The organism is Streptomyces sp. NWU339, assembly GCF_003143855.1.
GTDB lineage: Bacteria > Actinomycetota > Actinomycetes > Streptomycetales > Streptomycetaceae > Streptomyces.
Genome location: NZ_QFRK01000009.1, coordinates 59,954 through 77,632 on the forward strand (window position 1 = coordinate 59,954; position 17,679 = coordinate 77,632).

Consider the following 17,679-nt stretch of genomic DNA (forward strand, 5'->3'; position numbering starts at 1 on the left):
TGGCTGCACGCCGGATTGAGGGGGAAGTCGGCTGATGAACTGGATCTGGTGGGTAATCATTCTCTTCTGGACGGGCGGTTTCGCGTGGGCCGCCGACAACGTCCGCACCGCGCTGCGCAACCGGCACGAGCGCAAGCTCGAACTGCTGGAGGCGGCGAAGCAGGAACGACTGGCCGTCGAAGCGGCGCACAAGCCCCCGGAGCCGGTGTGCGGGTGCACCCACCACCTCGCCAAGCACGACAAACAGGGGCGATGCCACGAACGCGTCGAGGTGCCGACGGCCTGGGACGAGAACAAGAAACCGTTGCGTTACGAGGCCGGGGAGTGCAACTGCCAGCAGTACGTCGGGCCCCAGCCGCTCTCCCAGGTCTACGCGGAGGAGCTGACGGACCGGGCGTGAGGTGGTCGCCCCCGGCTCCAGGCCATAATGATCGCCCCGGAGCGGACCGCGACCGGCGCGGATGGTCAAGTGAGGCGATGCGGCAGTGTGGCCACGTGTCGACGGTATGCGCGCGATGGAACTCGGTACCCCCGATGACCTGCGGACCGAACTGAACTCCCTTGTCCTGGAAGGACGGAAGACCGCCACGACCGGTCTGCTGGCCGAGTACGTCGAGGAGACCGAGGGTCTGGAGTTCGTCGGTGAGCGGTTGGCCCTCGTGGACAACGACGGCCACGCCGTCGCCACCATCGAGATAACCGGGGTGGAGCTGACCTCCTTCAGCGAGGTCGGCTGGGAACACGCCGCCGCCGAGGGCGAGGGGGACGCCTCCCTGGAGGAGTGGCGCGCCGGGCACCGCCGTTTCTGGGAGCGCGAGGGCACGCCGGTTCAGAACGACACGCCCGTCGTGTGTCTGGCCTTCCGCGTCGTCCCCGCTGCCGGCCCGTCCACACCCGCATGCGCGAAGTCCTCGCACCAATAAGCCCCCCGGGGGCTCCTCGACGCCCCTCACCGAGCACGTCCGGCACCGACGTGCGTCGCGGCGCGGGTGACCTCCCGGGCCGTGGGTGACGACGAGGCCGCCCCCGGGAACGGGCTACTTGCTGACGGCGAAGCGCATCAGGGCGTGCTCGTCGCCCTGCTTGATCTTGCCCGTCTCATTGATCACTTCGAGCTTCCATGTGCCGCCGACCCGGATCGCCTTGGCGACGGCGCAGCCGTTGTCCTGGGTGAGCATGCTCGGCCAGATGTCGGCGACCTGCTGGGAGCTGCCCCCGGTGGCGTCGTAGACCTTGAAGCTGATGTTGCGTGCCTTCTGGAAGGAGCTGCCCTTCTTGTACGCGGCGGCGATGAACACGATCGACGTGATGTGGGGCGGGATCCGGGCGAATTCGACGGTGACGGTCTCGTCGTCGCCGTCCCCGTGCCCGGTCTGGTTGTCGCCGCTGTGCACCAGGGAGCCGTTGCCCATGGGGTCGAGCGAGTCGAGGCCGGCGAGGCGCACCGGGTCCCCGCCGTGCATGGCGATGGCGATCAGGTCGAGGTCGGTGCCGGTCTTGTGGCGCAGCTTGCCCAGCAACCCGCCGCTGCTGCCCGCGGTGGGGTCCCAGGAGACTCCGATGGACAGATGGGTCACTCCGTCCAGGTCCGCAGGGCCGTCTTCCTTCGTGAGCGTGATCATGCCTGGGTCATCCTTTACGAAGAGGGATTACAACCACAGAGTGTGCCTGGTGCCCCGGCGGTTCCCTGCCAGGGGTCCCCTACAGGCACATATGGCCTCTCTTGACCGCTCTCCGGCGTCCGGCCCGGCCCTGATGCCCGCTTCGGTCAGCCCCGGTCGGCCGGGGCGCGCGTCATGTCGTGGTGGCCGCGCAGGTGACGGGCCGCGTCGGCCGCGCCGGTCCCGCTGATCAGCACCGCGGACATGGGCGCCCGGCCGTCCGGCGCGCTGCCGTCGGGAGAACTCCCGGGGCCGTGCAGCACCGTGGCCCGTACGGCGCCGGACGCGATGGTGATCCCGAGGACGCGGTCCCCCGCACGGTCGGGCAGGGTGACGCGCAGGGAGGCGTCCGGTGCCGCCCGGGCCGCGGCGGCGCACCAGACCGCCGCCGCGGCCAGGTCCCAGCCGCCGGGCAGCTCGACGGACACGGTGGTGTCCGCACCTCTCAGTGGCCGCCAGCCCTCGGGCCGCGCACCGCGCTCCGCCGCCGCCCGCCACAGCGTGTCCAGGTCGGCCGCGTGCACGGTGCGGCCGACCCGGTCGCTGAGCAGGTATCCCGCGGACAGCCAGGACCTGACCCGCAGTCCGGACCCGGGGTCCAGGAGCTGCCCGGTCCGTGCCGCCCGGTCGGCGAGGACCGACCGGGCGGGCGGGGCCAGGACGTCCTCCCAGCGCGGCACGGAACGGCCACCGCCACAGGCTCCGCACATCGGAACTCACCCGCCTCTCACGGACTCGGAACGCAGGACACCCATCGCACTCACGGCATGACGTCGCCGCTGTTGGGGCCGAGGGTCTGCCCCACGTAGAGGTTGCCGCCCGGATCACTGGCCAGCAGCACGGCGGTGGGGGCGACCTCCGCCGGGACCCCGAAGCGGCCGAGGGGCAGTTCGGCCTGCTTGGCCTTCTTCCAGTCCTCGCTGATGCCGTCCACCAGCGGGGTGAACACCGGGCCGGGTGCGATCGCGTTGACCAGCACCCCCTTCGGGCCGACCTCCCTGGCCAGCGCCTTGGTCAGGCCGATGACGCCGGCCTTGGCCGCCGAGTAGTGCACCAGGCCCTCGCCGCCCTTGATGCCGAGCTGGCTGGCGATGTTGATGACCCGGCCGCTGCCGCGGGCGACCATGTGCGGCACCGTCCAGCGGCAGCACAGGAAGACGCTGCGCAGGTCGATGGCTATCATCTCGTCCCAGGTCTCGACGTCCATCTCGACCAGCGGTACCTCGGTGAGGATGCCCGCGGAGTTGACCAGGACGTCGGGCGCGCCCAGGCCGGACACGCAGTTCTCCACCATCTGCCGGGTCTGCTCCGCGTCGGTCACGTCGACGACCGCGGTGGCCACCTCCGTACCCTGCGCCGTGAGGCGCTCGGCGAGCACGGAGAGCCGGTCGGCGTCGCGGTCGGCCAGGAAGAGCCGAGCGCCCTCGGCCGCGTAGGCCTCGGCGATCGCCGACCCGATGCCGCTCGCCGCGCCCGTCACCAGCGCGACCTGTTGTTCGAGGACTCCCATGCCGTTCACCTTTCTCGCCGCGGCCCTGTCCGCTGCCGCTTTCGTTCACTGCTGCCTGATGTACTGCCGCTCGGCCCGCCGCCGCTCGGCCCGCCGTCAGTCGGTCACTCCGGCCAGCGGACCGTGAGGCCGCCGTCCACGATCAGCTCCTGGCCGGTGATGTACGCCGCGTCGTCGCTGGTGAGGAAGCGGATCGCGCGGGCGACCTCGTCGGCCTCGCCCACCCGGCCCGCGGGGATGCTCCGGCCGGCCTTTTCGAGCCCGGCGGGTCCCAGGGAGTTCTTCTCGTCCAGCGACTGCGGGGTCTCGATCAGTCCGGGAATGATGGTGTTGACCCGGATGCCCCGGGGGGCGAGTTCGGTCGCCAGCGACCGGCACAGTCCCAGCACCCCGCTCTTGGCGGCGGCGTAGTGGGCGTGGTCGTCCCAGCCGTACACCCCGCCGGCGATGGAGGAGACCGCGACCATGGAGCCGGGGCCGGTCATCACGGCGGCGGCGGAGCGGAAGGTGCGCAGCACACCGGTCAGGTCGACCGAGAGCATGTCGTTCCAGGAGTCGTCGTCGAGGTCCGCCAGGGCGGCCCGGCGCAGTACGCCGGCCCCGGCCACCGCGATGTCCAGCCGCCCGTACGTCTCGACGGCGGCCCGGGCGAGGGCGTCGACCTGCCCGCTGTCCCTGACGTCGACCGCGACGGCGGTGCAGCGGCCGCCGGCGGCCTCGACCTGCCGGACGGTCTCGTCGGCGCTGTGCGGGTCCTTGGGGTAGAAGCCGACGACGCTGTGGGCCCCGGCACGGGCGTACGCCACGGCCAGGGCGCGGCCGATGCCGCTCGCGCCGCCGGTGATGACGGCGACCTTGCCGGCCAGCCCGTCGTCGCGGGCCGGTGCGGTGAGCTCGGTGGAGGACATGTCCTGCCTTTCGTGGAGTCCCCGGTGCGTGGCGGGTGCGGGCCGCCACGCACCGGGAAGGGAGGGGGAAACGGTCGGCTCAGGGCGCTGCGGCCTGGAGCGCGGGCTCGTCGTCCGTGTCCTGGCTGACCTTGTTGGCGCCGAGCATCAGCACGCCGGAGAGGAACATCCCCAGGGCGCCCGCGACGAACGCGGCCGTGGTGGCGCTCGCCCCGAGGCCGATGATCGCGCTGAGCAGTGCCGAGCCGGCGACCGCGCCCGCGGGGCCCATCACGTGGGCGGTGTTGGAGCCGATGCCGCGGACCCGGGCCGGGAACGACTCGCCCATGTAGAACACCATGGCGGAGTACGGGCCGAGGAGGAAGAACAGCCCCAGGGCGTACATCGGGATGACGTACGCGGCGCTGTCCGGTCCGAAGAGCATCGCCGTCATGACGACGCCGCCGATGGTCCAGCCGACGATGATGGTCGTCCGCCGCCCGATCCGGTCACCGAGGTACCCGTGGGTGAGGTAGCCGAGGAAGCCGGCCAGGTTGGCCAGGATGAGCACGACCAGCGCGCTGGAGAACGAGACGCCCTTGCCGTCGGTGAGGATGGTGGTGCCCAGCACCGAGAAGACCTGGATGCCCATCCAGTTGAACAGCCACGCTCCGGACAGGCACAGGGTGTGCCGGCGCAGGTCCGGGGCGAAGAGCTGGCGCAGACCGGACTCGTTGTCCCGGCTGATGTCGAGGTCGTACAGCTTCGCCAGCTTGGTCGCGTCGGCGTCGCGTCCCTCCTTGCGCAGTTCCCGCGTCCGCTTGAGGGCGACGAAGGAGGGCGACTCACGGAGCTTGGACCCGGCAACGAGGATGACGACGACCGGGAAGGTGGCGAGGAGGAAGATCCAGCGCCAGCTCATGACCGGCAGCAGCACGGCCGCGAACGCCGCGGCCAGCAGGGCGCCGACCGGCCAGCCGCTCTGCACCAGGCTGAACATGAAGCCGCGGCGCCGGCTCTTGCCGTACATCTCGTTGAGGTAGACGCCGTTGACGACCTCCTCGGAGTAGCCGAGGCCGGAGATGGCCCGCGCTCCGATCAGCGAGGCGGCTCCGCCGACCAGTGCCGTGAGGCCGGAGGAGAGCGCGGCGCCCGCCGTGGTGACGATCAGGCTCGGCTTGCGGCCCCAGCGGTCCAGCATCGGCCCGACCAGCAGGGAGACGACGAAGGTGCCGATGGTCACGCCGGTGGCGATCGCCGTGGCCTGCCCGGTGCTCCAGCCGAACGTCTCGGAGATCTTCGGCAGCAGGGTGCCGAAGAGCACGAAGTCGTAGACGGAGAAGACCCAGGCCAGGAAACAGACCACGGTGGTGGTCGTGATGGTGCGCCGGCTGAGCGTCGGGGGGCCCTTGAAGAGGACCTCGTCCGAGGGTGCTCCGCTGCGCGGCCACTCGTTCTCGTGGGGTATGTCGGTCTGCTGCACGGTGGTCATCTGCTGTCCCCCTTCTGGCGCGGGTTGCGGGCGGCGAAGTCGTCCGCGATCTGGTCGAAGGTCACCCAGCGGACGCCTTCGTGGGAGTTGATGTGGTCGATGAGGCGCTCCAGCATCAGCAGCACCTGGGGGCGGCCGGCCACGTCGGGGTGGATGGTCATGGTGAAGGCCGCGTGGTCCATCTCCCGATACACCCAGTCGAACTGGTCGCGCCACATCTCCTCGATGTCACGGGGGTTGACGAAGCCGTGGCTGTTCGGGCTGGCCTTGATGAACATCATCGGAGGCAGGTCGTCGAGGTACCAGTTGGCCGGGATCTCGATGAGGTCGGTCTCCTGGCCGCGCACCAGCGGCTTCATCCAGGTCTCGGCCGGCTTGCTGTAGTCGATCTTCGTCCAGGAGTCGCCGACCCGCACGTAGTACGGCTCGAAGTCGCGGTGCATCAGGGAGTGGTCGTACTTGATGCCCCGCTCGAGCAGCAGCTCGTTGGTGACCGGGCTGAACTCCCACCAGGGCGCCACATAGCCGGTGGGACGGCGGCCGGACCGGGCCTCGATCAGCTCGATGCAGCGGTCCAGGACGGCGGCCTCCTGCTCGCGGTTCATGGCGATCGGGTTCTCGTGGCTGTAGCCGTGCACGCCGATCTCGTGGCCGGCGGCGACGCAGGCGTCGAACTCCTCCGGGAAGGTCTCGACGGAGTGGCCGGGCCAGAAGAACGTCTGGGTCAGACCGCGGCGTCGGAACAGTTCCAGCAGGCGCGGTACGCCGACCTCGCCCGCGAACAGACCGCGGGAGATGTCGTCGGGCGAGTCCTCGCCTCCGTAGGAGCCGAGCCAGCCGCCGACTGCGTCGACGTCCACTCCGAAGCCGACAAGGATTTCCTTGGTCATCGACATCTCCTTTGATGACGTTCTGGGGATGGGGTGGTTGGGTGAGGGTGTGTCAGTAAGTCGGTTTGGTAAGGGGGTTGGGTGGCGCGAGGTGCTCGGGCTCAGGAGCCGGGCGGTGGGTCTTCTCCGGCGAGCCAGGCGCGGACCAGGGCTTCTGTCGAACGGCCGGGTACGGCGCTCGCGGCGGCCAGCAGCAGCCGGGCCTGCCAGGGGCTGAGGTCGTCGGCGAACACGGCGCCGACCCGCTGGAGTTCGGTGCCGCCGCCCGCGTAGAGGGGTGCGACGGGGCCGGAGTGCACCCGTGAGCAGATCAGCACCGGGTGACCCGAGGCCACCGCCTCGGCGACCGCCTCGACCAGTTCCGGCCCGGCATTGCCCGCGCCGACCGCCGCCACCACGACCCCCGCGGCACCGGCCTCCAGGCTGGCCCGGACGAACAGTCCGTCCGCACCGGGATAGACCGGCACCACGTCCACCCGGGGCAGGTCGGGGAGGTCGAGGTCGAGGGGGAACCGCGGGCGGGGCCTCGGCTGCGACAGCGGTACCACGCGTCCGTCCGCGATGCGGAGCGCCGGTCCGCGTCCGGGCGCGGTGAAGGCGTGCGCCGACATGGTGTCGCTCTTGCGCACCCCGCGGGCGGGGAAGGCGAAGCCGTCGAAGACCAGCAGCGGGCCCTGCCCCCGGGCCGCGTCGTCGGCGGCCACGGCCAGGGCGTCACCCAGGTTGGCCGGACCGTCCGCGGCGCGGTCGTCGAAGGGGCGCTGGGCGCCGGTCAGCACGATCGGCCGCGGGTCGTCGAACGCCAGGTCCAGCAGGAAGGCGGTCTCCTCCATGGTGTCGGTGCCGTGCGTCATCACCACCCCGTCGGCCCCGTCTTGCAGCGCCTTGCGCACTTCACGGGCCAGCGCCAGAAGGTCCGCGGTGCCGAAGGCGTAGCTGCCCCGGGTGACCACGTCCCGCGTGCTCACCTCCACGCCGGCCGGCAGCGGACCGGCCGACGCGACCAGTTCCTTCGCGAGTACGGTCGCCCGGCGGCCCTCCGCCCCGCCCCGGCTCGCGATGGTGCCGCCGGTGGCCACGACCTGGATTCGACGCATGAACCCTCTCTTTGCCTCGTCGCAAACGATTGCGATGAGGCTACGCAAACGATTGCTGTTTGGTCAATGGTTGTCGGACACTTGTCTGGCCAGAGCATTCGAGGATGTGCGAGGCTCAGGGCGCCAGGGCGGCGAACAGCCGTCGGCACCGGGCGGAGTCGGACCGGATCCGACAGGATCCGAGGGCGTCCGCGCGGAGTTCGAGCAGGATTCGAGAAGAAGGGCAGCGGGAGTGGAGCGAAACGGAGCACGGGCGGGGGCCGGTCCACAGACCGGTCGTGCCCCGGTCACCCTCGCCCAGATAGCCCGGCAGGCGGGTGTCCACGTCTCCACGGTGTCACGGGCGCTGAGCCAGGACGACAGCGTGCGGGGCGGGGTGGCCAGCGGGACCGCCACGCAGATCCGGGCGCTCGCCGAGGAACTCGGCTACCAGCGGGACCCCGCCGGTACCGCGCTGCGCACCGGCCGCTCCCGGATGCTGGGAGTGCTCGTGCCCCGGTTGACCGACATCGTGCTGGCCACCGTCTACGAGGGGATCGACGCGGCCGCGGCGACCGCCGGCTACCACACCGTGGTCGCCAACACCGGCGACGACTGCGAGATGCAACGGCGCCGGGTCGACGCGCTGCTCGCCCGGCGCGTCGACGGCCTGGTGCTCGGGGACGCCCGCTCCGACTCCGACCTCGTGGCCGAGCTGGCCGGCCGGCGCATTCCCCTGGTGCTGGTGTCCCGCCGGCTGCCGGGCAGGGTGTCGGTGACCACCGACGACGTCCGCGGCGGACGGCTGGCCGGCGAGCACCTGCTCGACCTCGGTCACCGGCGGGCCGCGGTGGTGGCCGGAGAGCCCTACGCCAGCACCGGGGTCGAACGCACCCGGGGCTTCCTCGACGCCTTCGCCGAGGCGGGCCTGCCGATACCGGAGAGCCACGTCGTGCACTCCCGCTTCGACGTGCCCGGTGGCCGGGCCGCCGCCGAGCACCTGCTGAGCCTGCGGCCGATGCCCACCGCGGTCTTCGCGGTCAACGACTTCGCGGCGATCGGCGTGATGGCGGCGGTCCGGGACGCCGGCCTGACGGTCGGCGGGGACGTCGCGGTCGTGGGCTACAACGACGTCGCGCTGGCGGCGGCCCTCCCGGTACCCCTGACCTCCGTGCGCTCCCCGATGTACCGGATGGGCGAACTGGCGGCGAAGACGCTGGTGAACATGCTCGAGGGCAAGCCCGGCCGCTCCCGGCGCCTGCGCCCCACCATCGTGGCCCGCGCCTCGACCCTTGGCGTCACACCCCAGGAATAGGGCCTGTACTGAGGGAGGGGGCCACCCATGTCGCCCTCCGGCGGTGCGTGACAGCGGGATGCCAGCGGGATGCCAGCGGAAGACATGCCGAACGGTGAGCGGGGGCCGCTGGAATGGTTCCGTACCCACACGGCGGAGGCAGCCGGCCACGGCGGTCCCCCTGACCCATCGGGAGTCACCATGAACAAGGACCTGAGCACCCTCGCGGACGAGATCCTCGAGCTCGAGGCCGAGACCTTCGAGATCTCCGACTACTCGGACGCCAGCGAGGTCGTGCTGGCCGGCTGCACCAGCACCAGCTCCACCTCGACCTCCAGCTCCACCTGCAGCACCACCTCCTGCTCCGCCTGACGCACGTCCGGTGAAGCAGACGCCCGGTCGGCGTCCCTCCCCTCAAGGGGCGGGCTCCGACCGGGCTTTCGTCATGCCCGTCCCGGCCGCGCGGCCGGGACGGTGGGGGCCGTCGCAAACCTCGTGTAGGTAAACCCCTACAACCACATGCTTGCTTTGCCGGGCGTGTCCGTCCCGGGGCGGCACCGACAGGGTCATTCACCAGCAACAAGACTATTTTTAACGGTATTTGGCTGCCCATCAGTGACAGCAGTCCGCCTCTGAAGCCCTTCACGACCTCCCCTTGACCATCGGTCTACGCCAGTAGACACTCACCACTGCCACAAGGCCGATTGATGTCGTGCACACCGACTTCACATGTGCTCTGCCTGCCCTCGTGAGAGTGCGGGCAGAGGTCCTGTACCAGCCGCCCTCCTGACCAGGGGCGGTCACAGTGTCAGGACACCGCTCCTCGAAGCGGGCCATGGCAAGCCGGTTCGGCGGATCTTCGAAGGTCAACGGGGGAATCTCGTGCGTTTTCAGCTGCTCGGCCCACTCAGCATCACCGACGGTTGCGATGTGGCCGTCCTCCCGCCGGCCAAACCGACGTCACTGCTGGCGGCGCTGCTGATCCGCCCCGGCGAGGTGGTCCCGACGCAGCGTCTCCGGCAGGCCGTCTGGGGCGACGAGCAGCCGGCGACGGCGAAGGCGGCCCTGCAGAGTTGCGTCCTGCGGTTGCGCCGCCTCTTCGCGAAGTACGACATAGAGGAACAGTCGGTGGTCGCGGTCGCCGGGGGCTACCGTCTCCCGGCCGACGGCGACACCCTGGACCTGCTGCACTTCCGTGGCCTGGTGGCCGACGCGGCCGGGGCGGGCGAGTCCGAACTTCCCTTGTTGCGAACGGCACTCGGCCTGTGGCAAGGACCGCTTCTCGCCAATGTCCCCTCCGAACTGCTGCACCGCGACGAGGTGCCCCGGCTGGTCGAGGAGCGCCTGCGCGTCCTGGAACGCGTCTGCGAGATCCAACTGACCCGGGGTCAGTACCGCGAGGTCCTGGTGGACCTCTGGGAGGCCACCCGCACCCACCCCCAGCACGAAGGTCTCGCCGCCCAGTTGATGCGGGCGCTGTACCGGGCGGGACGGCAGATCGAGGCGCTGGCCGAGTACCGGAGGATCAGGACGCACCTCCGGGAGGAACTCGGCGTCGATCCCGGCGCGGAACTGCAGGGTCTGGAACTGGCCATCCTGCGGGGCGACGAACCCCGTGGCCCGGCCCTGGAGGCCGCACCACTCACCCTCACCCCGCACGTGGCGCCCGCGGTGGCCGACGCCCTGCCCGACGCCCTTGCGACCCGGGGGGAGAGCGTCCCCTCCGGCGGGTCCGTCGTCCCCGGCGACGGCCGCCCGCCCTCAGGGCCGGCACATCCGCCGGGGCCCAGGCTGCCCCATGTCCCCGGCTTCACCGGCCGCACCTGTGAGACCGCCGAGCTGGTGAGCCACCTGAGCGGCGAGGACCGAAGGGACGGGCGGACGAACGCCGGCCCGGTGATCGCGGTGATCTCCGGAGGGCCGGGAATGGGCAAGACCGCACTGGCCCTGCACACCGCGCAGCTGGTGGCGGACCGGTACCCCACGGGCGGCATACTGCTGCCGCTGACCAGGCCCGACGGCACGCCACGGTCCGCCGACGAGGCGGCCGCCGAACTGCGCTCCGCACTCCCCTCCGGCGCTTCCCCCGGATCATGCCTGGTGATACTCGACGATGTCGTGCACCCCGACCAGGTCCGCGGGCTGCTCGGTACGGCGGGCTGCGGCGCCTTCGTCGTCACCAGCCGGATGCGACTGGCCGCCCTGGTCGCCACGCACGGCCCGGCGGTGCTGCAACTGGGCGCCCTGCCGCCGCAGGAGTCCCACGCGCTCCTCGTCGCCGTCCTCGGTCATGAGCGGGTGGCGGCCGAGGCCACGGCCGCACACGCCCTCACGGAGACGTGCGGGCATGTCCCGCTGGCCCTGCGGATCGTCGCGGCCCGGCTGCTGACCCGGCCGAAGCTGCGCCTGGCGGACCACGCCGCCTGGCTGCGGCGGGACCTGCCCGCCCGGCTGGCGCTGCCCGACGACGCCCGGATGTCCGTGCCCCTGACCCTCGACGGTGCCCTGGACCGGCTGCCCGCCCCGGTGTCCGACGCGCACCTGCGCCTGGCACGGCTGGACGGGCAGATCACCGCACCGGCCGCGGCCCGTGCCCTCTCCGTCCCCGAGACACACGCCGAGGAGCTGCTCGAGCGGCTCCTCGACACCGGGCTCCTCGACGAGGAACAACCCGGGACGCTCCGCATGAACACCCTGTTCCGCGCCCACGCACTGCACAGGGCCGCCCGGACCGGCGACATCCCGCAGGCCGTCATCGCCACGGCCCGGCGCGCCCTTCCGTCCGGGGCCACCTGACCGACCGGGGCTGCGGCCCGGAACGCGGCCCGGCCCGGCGGGCCGGGCACCTGAACATCCTGCCCTTCCCTGCCTTTCCCCACCTTTCAGACCCGAGTGGCCGTCAGGCCCGACCCGGAGGTGCGACCCCCGTATGCCCACGACCCCGTACGAGGAGACCTCGGACACCCGCCCCAGGGTGCGCCGCGACGTGCTGTTCACCGAGACGCCCACCGGCGTGATCTTCCACAACGCCGACGGTGGTTTCCAGCTCAGCTCCCCGTCCGCCTACCGGTTCGCCACCCTCCTCGTCCCGCACCTGGACGGGAGCCGGACCGTGGCGGAGATCTGCGCGGGCTTCAAGGACCAGCAGAAGGCGATGGTGGGCGGACTGGTCAAGGCGCTCTACGCCCGCGGGTTCGCCCGGCCCGTGCCGGCCCCCGGTGAACCGGGACCGGGCGCACCCGTGCAGCCGGCGGTCGCCGCGCGCTTCGCGCCGCAGATCGCCTACATCGACCACTACGCCGACGACGCCGAGAACAGGTTCGCCGCGTTCCGCGGCACCCGCGTCGCCGTGCTCGGCGACGGTCCGGTCGCCCGCTGGTGCGCGCTCTCCCTGATCCGCAACGGCTGCGCCTCCGTCGCCGTGGAGGCCGCACTGGCCGAAGGCCCCGCCACCGCCGCCGAGTTCGGCGAGCTGCGGACCGAGGCGGCGAAGTTCACCACGCAGGGCAGCCCGGCCGAGGTGACGGTACTGCCCGACGCCGGGACCGGCTCGGCGGGCGACTGGACGGCGTACGAGGGGTACGACGTGGTCGTCGCCGCCTGCGGCCGCGACGCGTTCCGGACCGCGATCACCCTGCTGGGCCGCGGCGTTCCGGACGGCCGCTTCCTGCTCCCCGCCTGGACCTTCGGCGACCGGGCGGTGGTCGGACCGGTCAGCGGCCCGGACTCCGACGGCTGCCTGGCCTGCGCGGCGCTGCGCCTCGGCGCGACGGGGGACGCGGCGGTCGCGGCCGACCTCTGGAGCGGTCTGGCCCTGGGTGGTGCCCCCGGCCCCGGGCCGCGCGGCCCGCTCGCCGCGATGCTCGGCAATCTGCTCGGCTACGAGGTGTTCCGGCTGGTCACCAAGGCACTGCCGGCCGAGACCCGGGGCCAGGTGCTGCTCCAGGACATGGCCTCGTTCGATGTCCTGGCGGAGCGGCTGCTGCCCCATCCGCGGTGCCCGTTCTGCCGGACCCGGCCCGGCGCTCCCGAGCCCGTCGACCTGACCGCGGCCCCCGAGCGGCCCGCCTTCGAGCCGGTCGTCGCCGCCGCTCCGGACGACGACGCGACCGAGGGGCCGCTCGCCGAGCTCGACCGCCGCTCGCTCGCGCTCCGGCCGTCCGTCGGGGTCTTCACCCGGTACGCGGACGAGCCGGTCACCCAGACCCCGCTGAAGGTCGGCGCCGTGGAGGTCGGTCTGGGCGCCGCCGGGACCCGGACCGTCGTCGCGTTCGACGTCCAGCACACCGCGGGCGCCCGCCTGCGGGCCCTCAACACCGCCGCCGAGGTCTACGCCGAGCACGTGGTGCCCGGCTCCCCCGCCCCGGACGACACCTCCGGCGCCGACGCGCTGCCGAAGGTCGACCCGGACGCGCTGACCACGGCCACCGGAGCCGGGGGTGATCCGGTCGCCTCCTGGGCCCCGGCCACGTCGCTGCTGACCAAGGAACAGACGCTGGTGCCGGCCGGCGCGGTGCGGCCCTTCGGGCCGGACAACCAGGATCGCCGGTTCGAGCCGTCCCGCGCCGGGGCCGGCGCGGGCGACGGCCTGCCGGAGGCCGCGGCGACCGGCCTGCTGTCCGCGCTCGCCCACGACGCGCTGCGGCGCTCCGTGCGCGGGGCCGGGCGGACCGCGGTGATCCCCCGGGCCGCGTTCGCCGACGACGTGGAGGCGACCTTCCTGCTGCGTTCCGCCGGGCATCTGGGGCTGGACGTCGAACTCCTCGACCTCGGGGAGGCGGACCGCACCGGGGTGTCCGTCGTGCTGGCCAGGAGCCGACCGACGGAGGAGGGCGAGCCGGGCCACTGGGCCACCGGCGCCGCCCTGGACCGGACGGCCGCGGCCACCGACGCGCTGCGCGACCTGCTCGGCACCGTCCAGCTCGCCGCGGAGGGAGTGCTGGGCACGCCCGACACCGGCGATCCGCTGCTGGCCGACCTCGACGCGGCCCTGATACCGGTCACGGTCGAGGACGGCGCGGCCGGGCCGGACGCCGGCCCGGCCCCGGTGACCTGGGCGGAGGTCCTGGAGCGGCTGGACGCCGCCGGGCGTGACGCCCTCGTCGTGCCCACGCACGCGGCCGACCTGCCCGCCGCCGGGATCCACACCGTCCGGGTCCTGCTCACCGAGGCGGCCGACGATGACCGCTGACCTCGCCCGGGCCACCGTCGGCGGGACCGAGGAGCCGCGGCACCGGGCATGCCGTCTCTTCGCGGAGGAACTCCGCCGCGCCCTGGCGGGGTTGCCGTTCGAGCCGGGCCGCCCGGTGCCCGATGTCGCGGTCCTCGCCCTCGGGGTACGGGACGCCTTCGCCGCCCCCGACCCCACCGACGGGGCGCCGCGCTCCGCGCTCCCCGTGCACCTGTACGGCCGGCATGTGCTGGTCGGCCCCTGGCCCGTGGAGGGAAGGGCCGGCTGCGGCGCGTGTCTGCGGCGCCGTTGGCAGGGAGTGCGCTCGGTCGGTCTGCGGGAGGGCCTCGAACTGCGCGGCGGCACCCGGGAGGTGGGGCCATGGCCCTACTCGGTGCCGTTCGCCGCGCAGACCGTCGCCACGCTGATCGCCCGGCTCGGCGCCGCTCCCCTCGACGACGGGCGGCCGTTCCCCGACGTATGGCTGGTGGACCTGGAACACCTGACGGTTCGTCACCACCCGCTGGTACCCGAGCCGGACTGCCCCGGCTGCGGCACACCGGAGCCGGTGACCGCCGAGTCCGCCGCCCTCACCCTGCGGTCCGCGCCCAAGTACCGGCCGGGCGTCAGCCGGGTCCGGCCGGTGGACGCGTACGGCCTCCAAGTGGACGCGTTCGCCAACCCCCACTGGGGCGCCGTCGGACCGTCGGTGGTGTGCGACGTCACCTCGCCGACCACCTCCGCCACCGTGGGCTGCTTCTCCAGCCGCTCCGGCGACTACCTGCGGGAGACGTTCTGGGGCGGTCACGCCGACACCTACCACGCCAGCACCCGCATCGGCGTGCTGGAGGGTCTGGAGCGCTACGCCGGGATGCGCGCCCGGGGCCGCGCCCTCACCCTGACCGCCGCCCTGGACGATCTCGGGCCGGCCGCGGTCGACCCGCGCGAGACCGGCCTGTACACGGACGGCTTCCACCGGGCGAACCCCTGGGTGCCGCCCTTCACCCCGGACCGCCCGATCCCCTGGGTGTGGGGCTGGTCGCTGCGGGACGCGCGCCCCCGCCCCGTCCCGGAGATCCTCGCCTACTACCACAAGCCCGGGATCGAGCACCGGTTCGTCCAGGAGAGCTCCAACGGCTGCGCCTCCGGGGGCAGTCTGGAGGAGGCCGTGCTCAGCGGACTGATGGAGGTCCTGGAACGGGACGCCTTCCTGCTCGCCTGGCACGGCATGCAGCCGCTCCCCGAGATCGACCCGGCGACCAGCACCGACCCGCACACCCGGGTCATGGTGGACCGCATGGCCATGTACGGGTACCGGGCCAGGTTCTTCGACACCCGGATCACCTTCCCGGTCCCCGTGGTCACCGGGGTCGCCGAGCGGTTCGACGGCGGCCCCGCCCGGATGTGCTTCGGGGCCGGAGCCGCCCTCGACCCCGAGGCCGCACTCGCCGCGGCCCTGTGCGAGATCGCCACCGACTCGGTGCAGCTCCTCCAGCGGTTCCGGCGTGACGAGGCCGGGTACCGCGCCATGGCCGAGGACCACGAGAAGATCACCAGCCTGCACGACCATCCGCTGGTCTACGCGGTACCGGAGATGGGCCGCCACGCCGACTTCCTGCTCCGCCGCTCCTCGCCCCCCGAGCCGTCGAGCGTGGCCGACCTGCGCTGGGGCCGCGCGGACGGCTCGGGTCCGGACGTACGCGACGATCTGCTCGCCGCGGTGGACGCCGTGACGTCCGCCGGATTCGACGTGGTCGTCGTCGACCAGACCGCGCCCGAGCAGCGCGCTCTCGGTCTGTACACCGTGAAGGTGCTGGTGCCCGGCCTGCTCCCGCTCGACTTCGGCTGGACCCGGCAGCGCGCCCGGCACATGCCCCGGATGCGCACGGCACTGCGCGAGGCGGGCCTGCGGCCCGACGACCTGACCGAGGCCGACCTCAATCCCGGCCCGCACCCCTTCCCATGACCGGCCGCCCCCCCGGCGCGCGTGCGCCGGAGAAGCAAGCACACAGAGCACACCGAGAGCACCGAGAGCACCACGGAACCGAGGAAAGGGGGATCCCATGGGGTACGCCCATGAGTACGCGCACGCCATCCTGCACCGCGGCCGCGTCCCGATGGAGCCCACCGACCATGTCGTGAACTGGGACGACGGCCCGCGCAAGGGCAAGTACTACCCGAACGCCGAGGCGTTCGCCCTGCCCGGCACCGAGGACCTCGCCGACGTCCCGGTCGCGCCGGGTCTGCTGCCCGGCACCGCCCGGGTCCAGGACGCCGACGGCTCGCCCGGGTTCGGCCTCCCGCTGTTGTCGGCGATGCTCCGGGACTCCTACGGGCTGACCGGGCGCCGCCTCGGCATCCAGGCCAACACCGACCTGCCCGGACTGCCGTACTACACCCACGCGAACTGGTCGCGCGGCACCGCGGGCGGCGGCGGGCTCTACCCGGTGAGCATCCACTGGGCGTCCGGCCCCTCCGGCCCCCTCACCCCCGGCCTGCACTACTACGACATCCACCGGCACGCCCTGCAGCGGCTGCTGGCCGGCGACGTCACGGACAGGGTCCGGGGCGCGCTCGGCGCGGACGCGCCCGCCGAGGCCCTCGAGACCGACCAGTACCTGCTGCTCGGCGTCAAGTACTGGCAGAACTCCTTCAAGTACAACAGCTTCTCGTTCCACGTGGTCAGCACCGACATCGGCACCCTCGTGCAGACCTGGCGGATCTGGGCCGCCGCCCGGGGCCTGCGGATCGCCCCCGTGCTGTGGTTCGACGAGCCCCGGCTGAACGAACTCCTCGGGACGGCGGGCGAGGAGGAGACGGTGTTCGCCGTCGTGCCGCTCCACTGGGACGGGCCGGCACCCCGCCCGGACGCCCCCCGCACGGACCCGCGCCACCGGCCGGCCGTCCGGCACCGGGACGTCGAACGCTCGCGCACCCTGCTGGACTTCACCGCGCTGCGCGACATGCACACGGCCACCCTGGAGGGCGCCGCCGACCGGCCCGCCCCCGGGGCGCTGACCGCCGCCGCGGCCCTCCCCGCCGCCGGCACGGACGCCGACGCCGTGGGCGTCCCCGTGGCTCTGCCCGAGCCTGCCTTCCCGGACACCGGCGTCCGCCGCGCCCTGCGCGACCGCCGCTCCAGCTTCGGCAGGTTCGACGCCCGCCGTCCGGTCGGCACCGGGGACCTGTCGGCGGTGCTCGCCGCCTGCGCCGGGACCCGGCTGGCCGGCGACACCGATCCGTCCGGCGAGATCCGGCTCGCCAAGCTGTACGCCTTCGTCAACCACGTGGAAGGCGTGGAACAGGGGGCGTACGCGTACGACCCCGACCGTGACGAGCTGCGCCCGGTCGCCCCGGGCCCCCAGGGCTCCTTCCTCCAGGAGAACTACTTCCTGGCCAACTACAACCTGGAGCAGGCCGGTGCGGTCCTGGTGCCCACCGTGCGCACCACCGCGGTCCTGGACGCCCTCGGCGACCGCGGCTACCGGCTCGCCGTCGGCACCGCCGGAGCCGTCGCGCAGAGCTTCTACGTCGCGGCCTCCGCCCTGGGCCTGGGCGCCGGCGTGGCGCTGGGCTTCGACAACGTCTCGTTCGTCGAGCGGCTCGGGCTGGCGGACGGCGACGAGGCCCCGCTGCTCATCATGGCCCTCGGTCACGAACGGCCCGGGCCCGCCGACTTCCGCCACGAGATCGCCTGAC

Annotated in this window: 15 protein-coding genes; 8 read left to right on the plus strand and 7 right to left on the minus strand. The window is 72.8% G+C overall.

All coding sequences use genetic code 11. The annotated features are described in order from the left end of the window. Window positions 1-34 precede the first annotated feature (34 nt). Together DIZ27_RS12910 and DIZ27_RS12915 are read left to right on the plus strand one after the other, a co-directional pair. Window positions 35-400 (plus strand): hypothetical protein, encoded by a 366-nt coding sequence (locus DIZ27_RS12910; RefSeq protein ID WP_109378515.1) that lies wholly within the window; start codon window positions 35-37, stop codon window positions 398-400. 115 nt (window positions 401-515) lie between these two features. Further along, on the plus strand, window positions 516-923 hold the full coding sequence (locus DIZ27_RS12915) for an ASCH domain-containing protein (RefSeq protein WP_258308346.1): 408 nt from the start codon (window positions 516-518) through the stop codon (window positions 921-923). Between the two features lie 114 nt (window positions 924-1,037). Here the strand turns inward: DIZ27_RS12915 and DIZ27_RS12920 are convergent, their stop codons facing one another. The 7 genes from DIZ27_RS12920 to DIZ27_RS12950 form a co-directional block, all read right to left on the minus strand. Further along, the gene (locus DIZ27_RS12920; protein WP_109378517.1) at window positions 1,038-1,622 is read right to left on the minus strand and encodes a TerD family protein; all 585 of its coding nucleotides are present in this window, start codon (window positions 1,620-1,622) and stop codon (window positions 1,038-1,040) included. A 146-nt stretch (window positions 1,623-1,768) separates the two neighbouring features. Further along, window positions 1,769-2,341, minus strand: a complete 573-nt coding sequence (locus tag DIZ27_RS12925; RefSeq protein ID WP_109378518.1) for a hypothetical protein — start codon at window positions 2,339-2,341, stop codon at window positions 1,769-1,771. A gap of 80 nt (window positions 2,342-2,421) precedes the next feature. Beyond that, entirely contained in the window at window positions 2,422-3,171 is a 750-nt protein-coding gene (locus DIZ27_RS12930) for an SDR family NAD(P)-dependent oxidoreductase (RefSeq protein ID WP_109378746.1), read from the minus strand. A gap of 104 nt (window positions 3,172-3,275) precedes the next feature. Further along, window positions 3,276-4,079, minus strand: coding sequence for an SDR family NAD(P)-dependent oxidoreductase (locus tag DIZ27_RS12935; RefSeq protein WP_109378519.1), 804 nt, complete (start codon window positions 4,077-4,079; stop codon window positions 3,276-3,278). Between the two features lie 79 nt (window positions 4,080-4,158). After that, the gene (locus tag DIZ27_RS12940) at window positions 4,159-5,550 is read right to left on the minus strand and encodes an MFS transporter (protein WP_109378520.1); all 1,392 of its coding nucleotides are present in this window, start codon (window positions 5,548-5,550) and stop codon (window positions 4,159-4,161) included. Next, window positions 5,547-6,440: a polysaccharide deacetylase gene (locus tag DIZ27_RS12945; protein ID WP_109378521.1), complete on the minus strand. Its 894-nt coding sequence runs from the start codon at window positions 6,438-6,440 to the stop codon at window positions 5,547-5,549. The genes DIZ27_RS12940 and DIZ27_RS12945 overlap by 4 nt, the downstream gene beginning before the upstream one ends. Before the next feature lie 101 nt (window positions 6,441-6,541). Continuing rightward, entirely contained in the window at window positions 6,542-7,537 is a 996-nt protein-coding gene (locus DIZ27_RS12950) for an asparaginase (RefSeq protein ID WP_109378522.1), read from the minus strand. 232 nt (window positions 7,538-7,769) lie between these two features. Here DIZ27_RS12950 and DIZ27_RS12955 point away from each other — a divergent pair, with 232 nt between their 5' ends. The 6 genes from DIZ27_RS12955 (at window position 7,770) to DIZ27_RS12980 (ending at window position 17,678) form a co-directional block, all read left to right on the plus strand. Beyond that, window positions 7,770-8,831 (plus strand): LacI family DNA-binding transcriptional regulator, encoded by a 1,062-nt coding sequence (locus DIZ27_RS12955; protein ID WP_258308347.1) that lies wholly within the window; start codon window positions 7,770-7,772, stop codon window positions 8,829-8,831. 180 nt (window positions 8,832-9,011) lie between these two features. After that, a complete protein-coding gene (locus DIZ27_RS12960) occupies window positions 9,012-9,182 on the plus strand; it encodes a thiazolylpeptide-type bacteriocin (protein ID WP_031128743.1) in 171 nt (56 codons plus the stop codon). A gap of 510 nt (window positions 9,183-9,692) precedes the next feature. Continuing rightward, a complete protein-coding gene (locus DIZ27_RS12965; protein ID WP_109378524.1) occupies window positions 9,693-11,606 on the plus strand; it encodes an AfsR/SARP family transcriptional regulator in 1,914 nt (637 codons plus the stop codon). 133 nt (window positions 11,607-11,739) lie between these two features. Next, window positions 11,740-14,001: a TOMM precursor leader peptide-binding protein gene (locus tag DIZ27_RS12970; protein ID WP_109378525.1), complete on the plus strand. Its 2,262-nt coding sequence runs from the start codon at window positions 11,740-11,742 to the stop codon at window positions 13,999-14,001. Next, window positions 13,991-15,946: a TOMM precursor leader peptide-binding protein gene (locus DIZ27_RS12975; RefSeq protein ID WP_109378526.1), complete on the plus strand. Its 1,956-nt coding sequence runs from the start codon at window positions 13,991-13,993 to the stop codon at window positions 15,944-15,946. Before DIZ27_RS12970 ends, DIZ27_RS12975 begins: the two co-directional genes overlap by 11 nt. Before the next feature lie 97 nt (window positions 15,947-16,043). Then, on the plus strand, window positions 16,044-17,678 hold the full coding sequence (locus DIZ27_RS12980) for a nitroreductase family protein (RefSeq protein ID WP_109378527.1): 1,635 nt from the start codon (window positions 16,044-16,046) through the stop codon (window positions 17,676-17,678). Window position 17,679 lies beyond the last annotated feature (1 nt).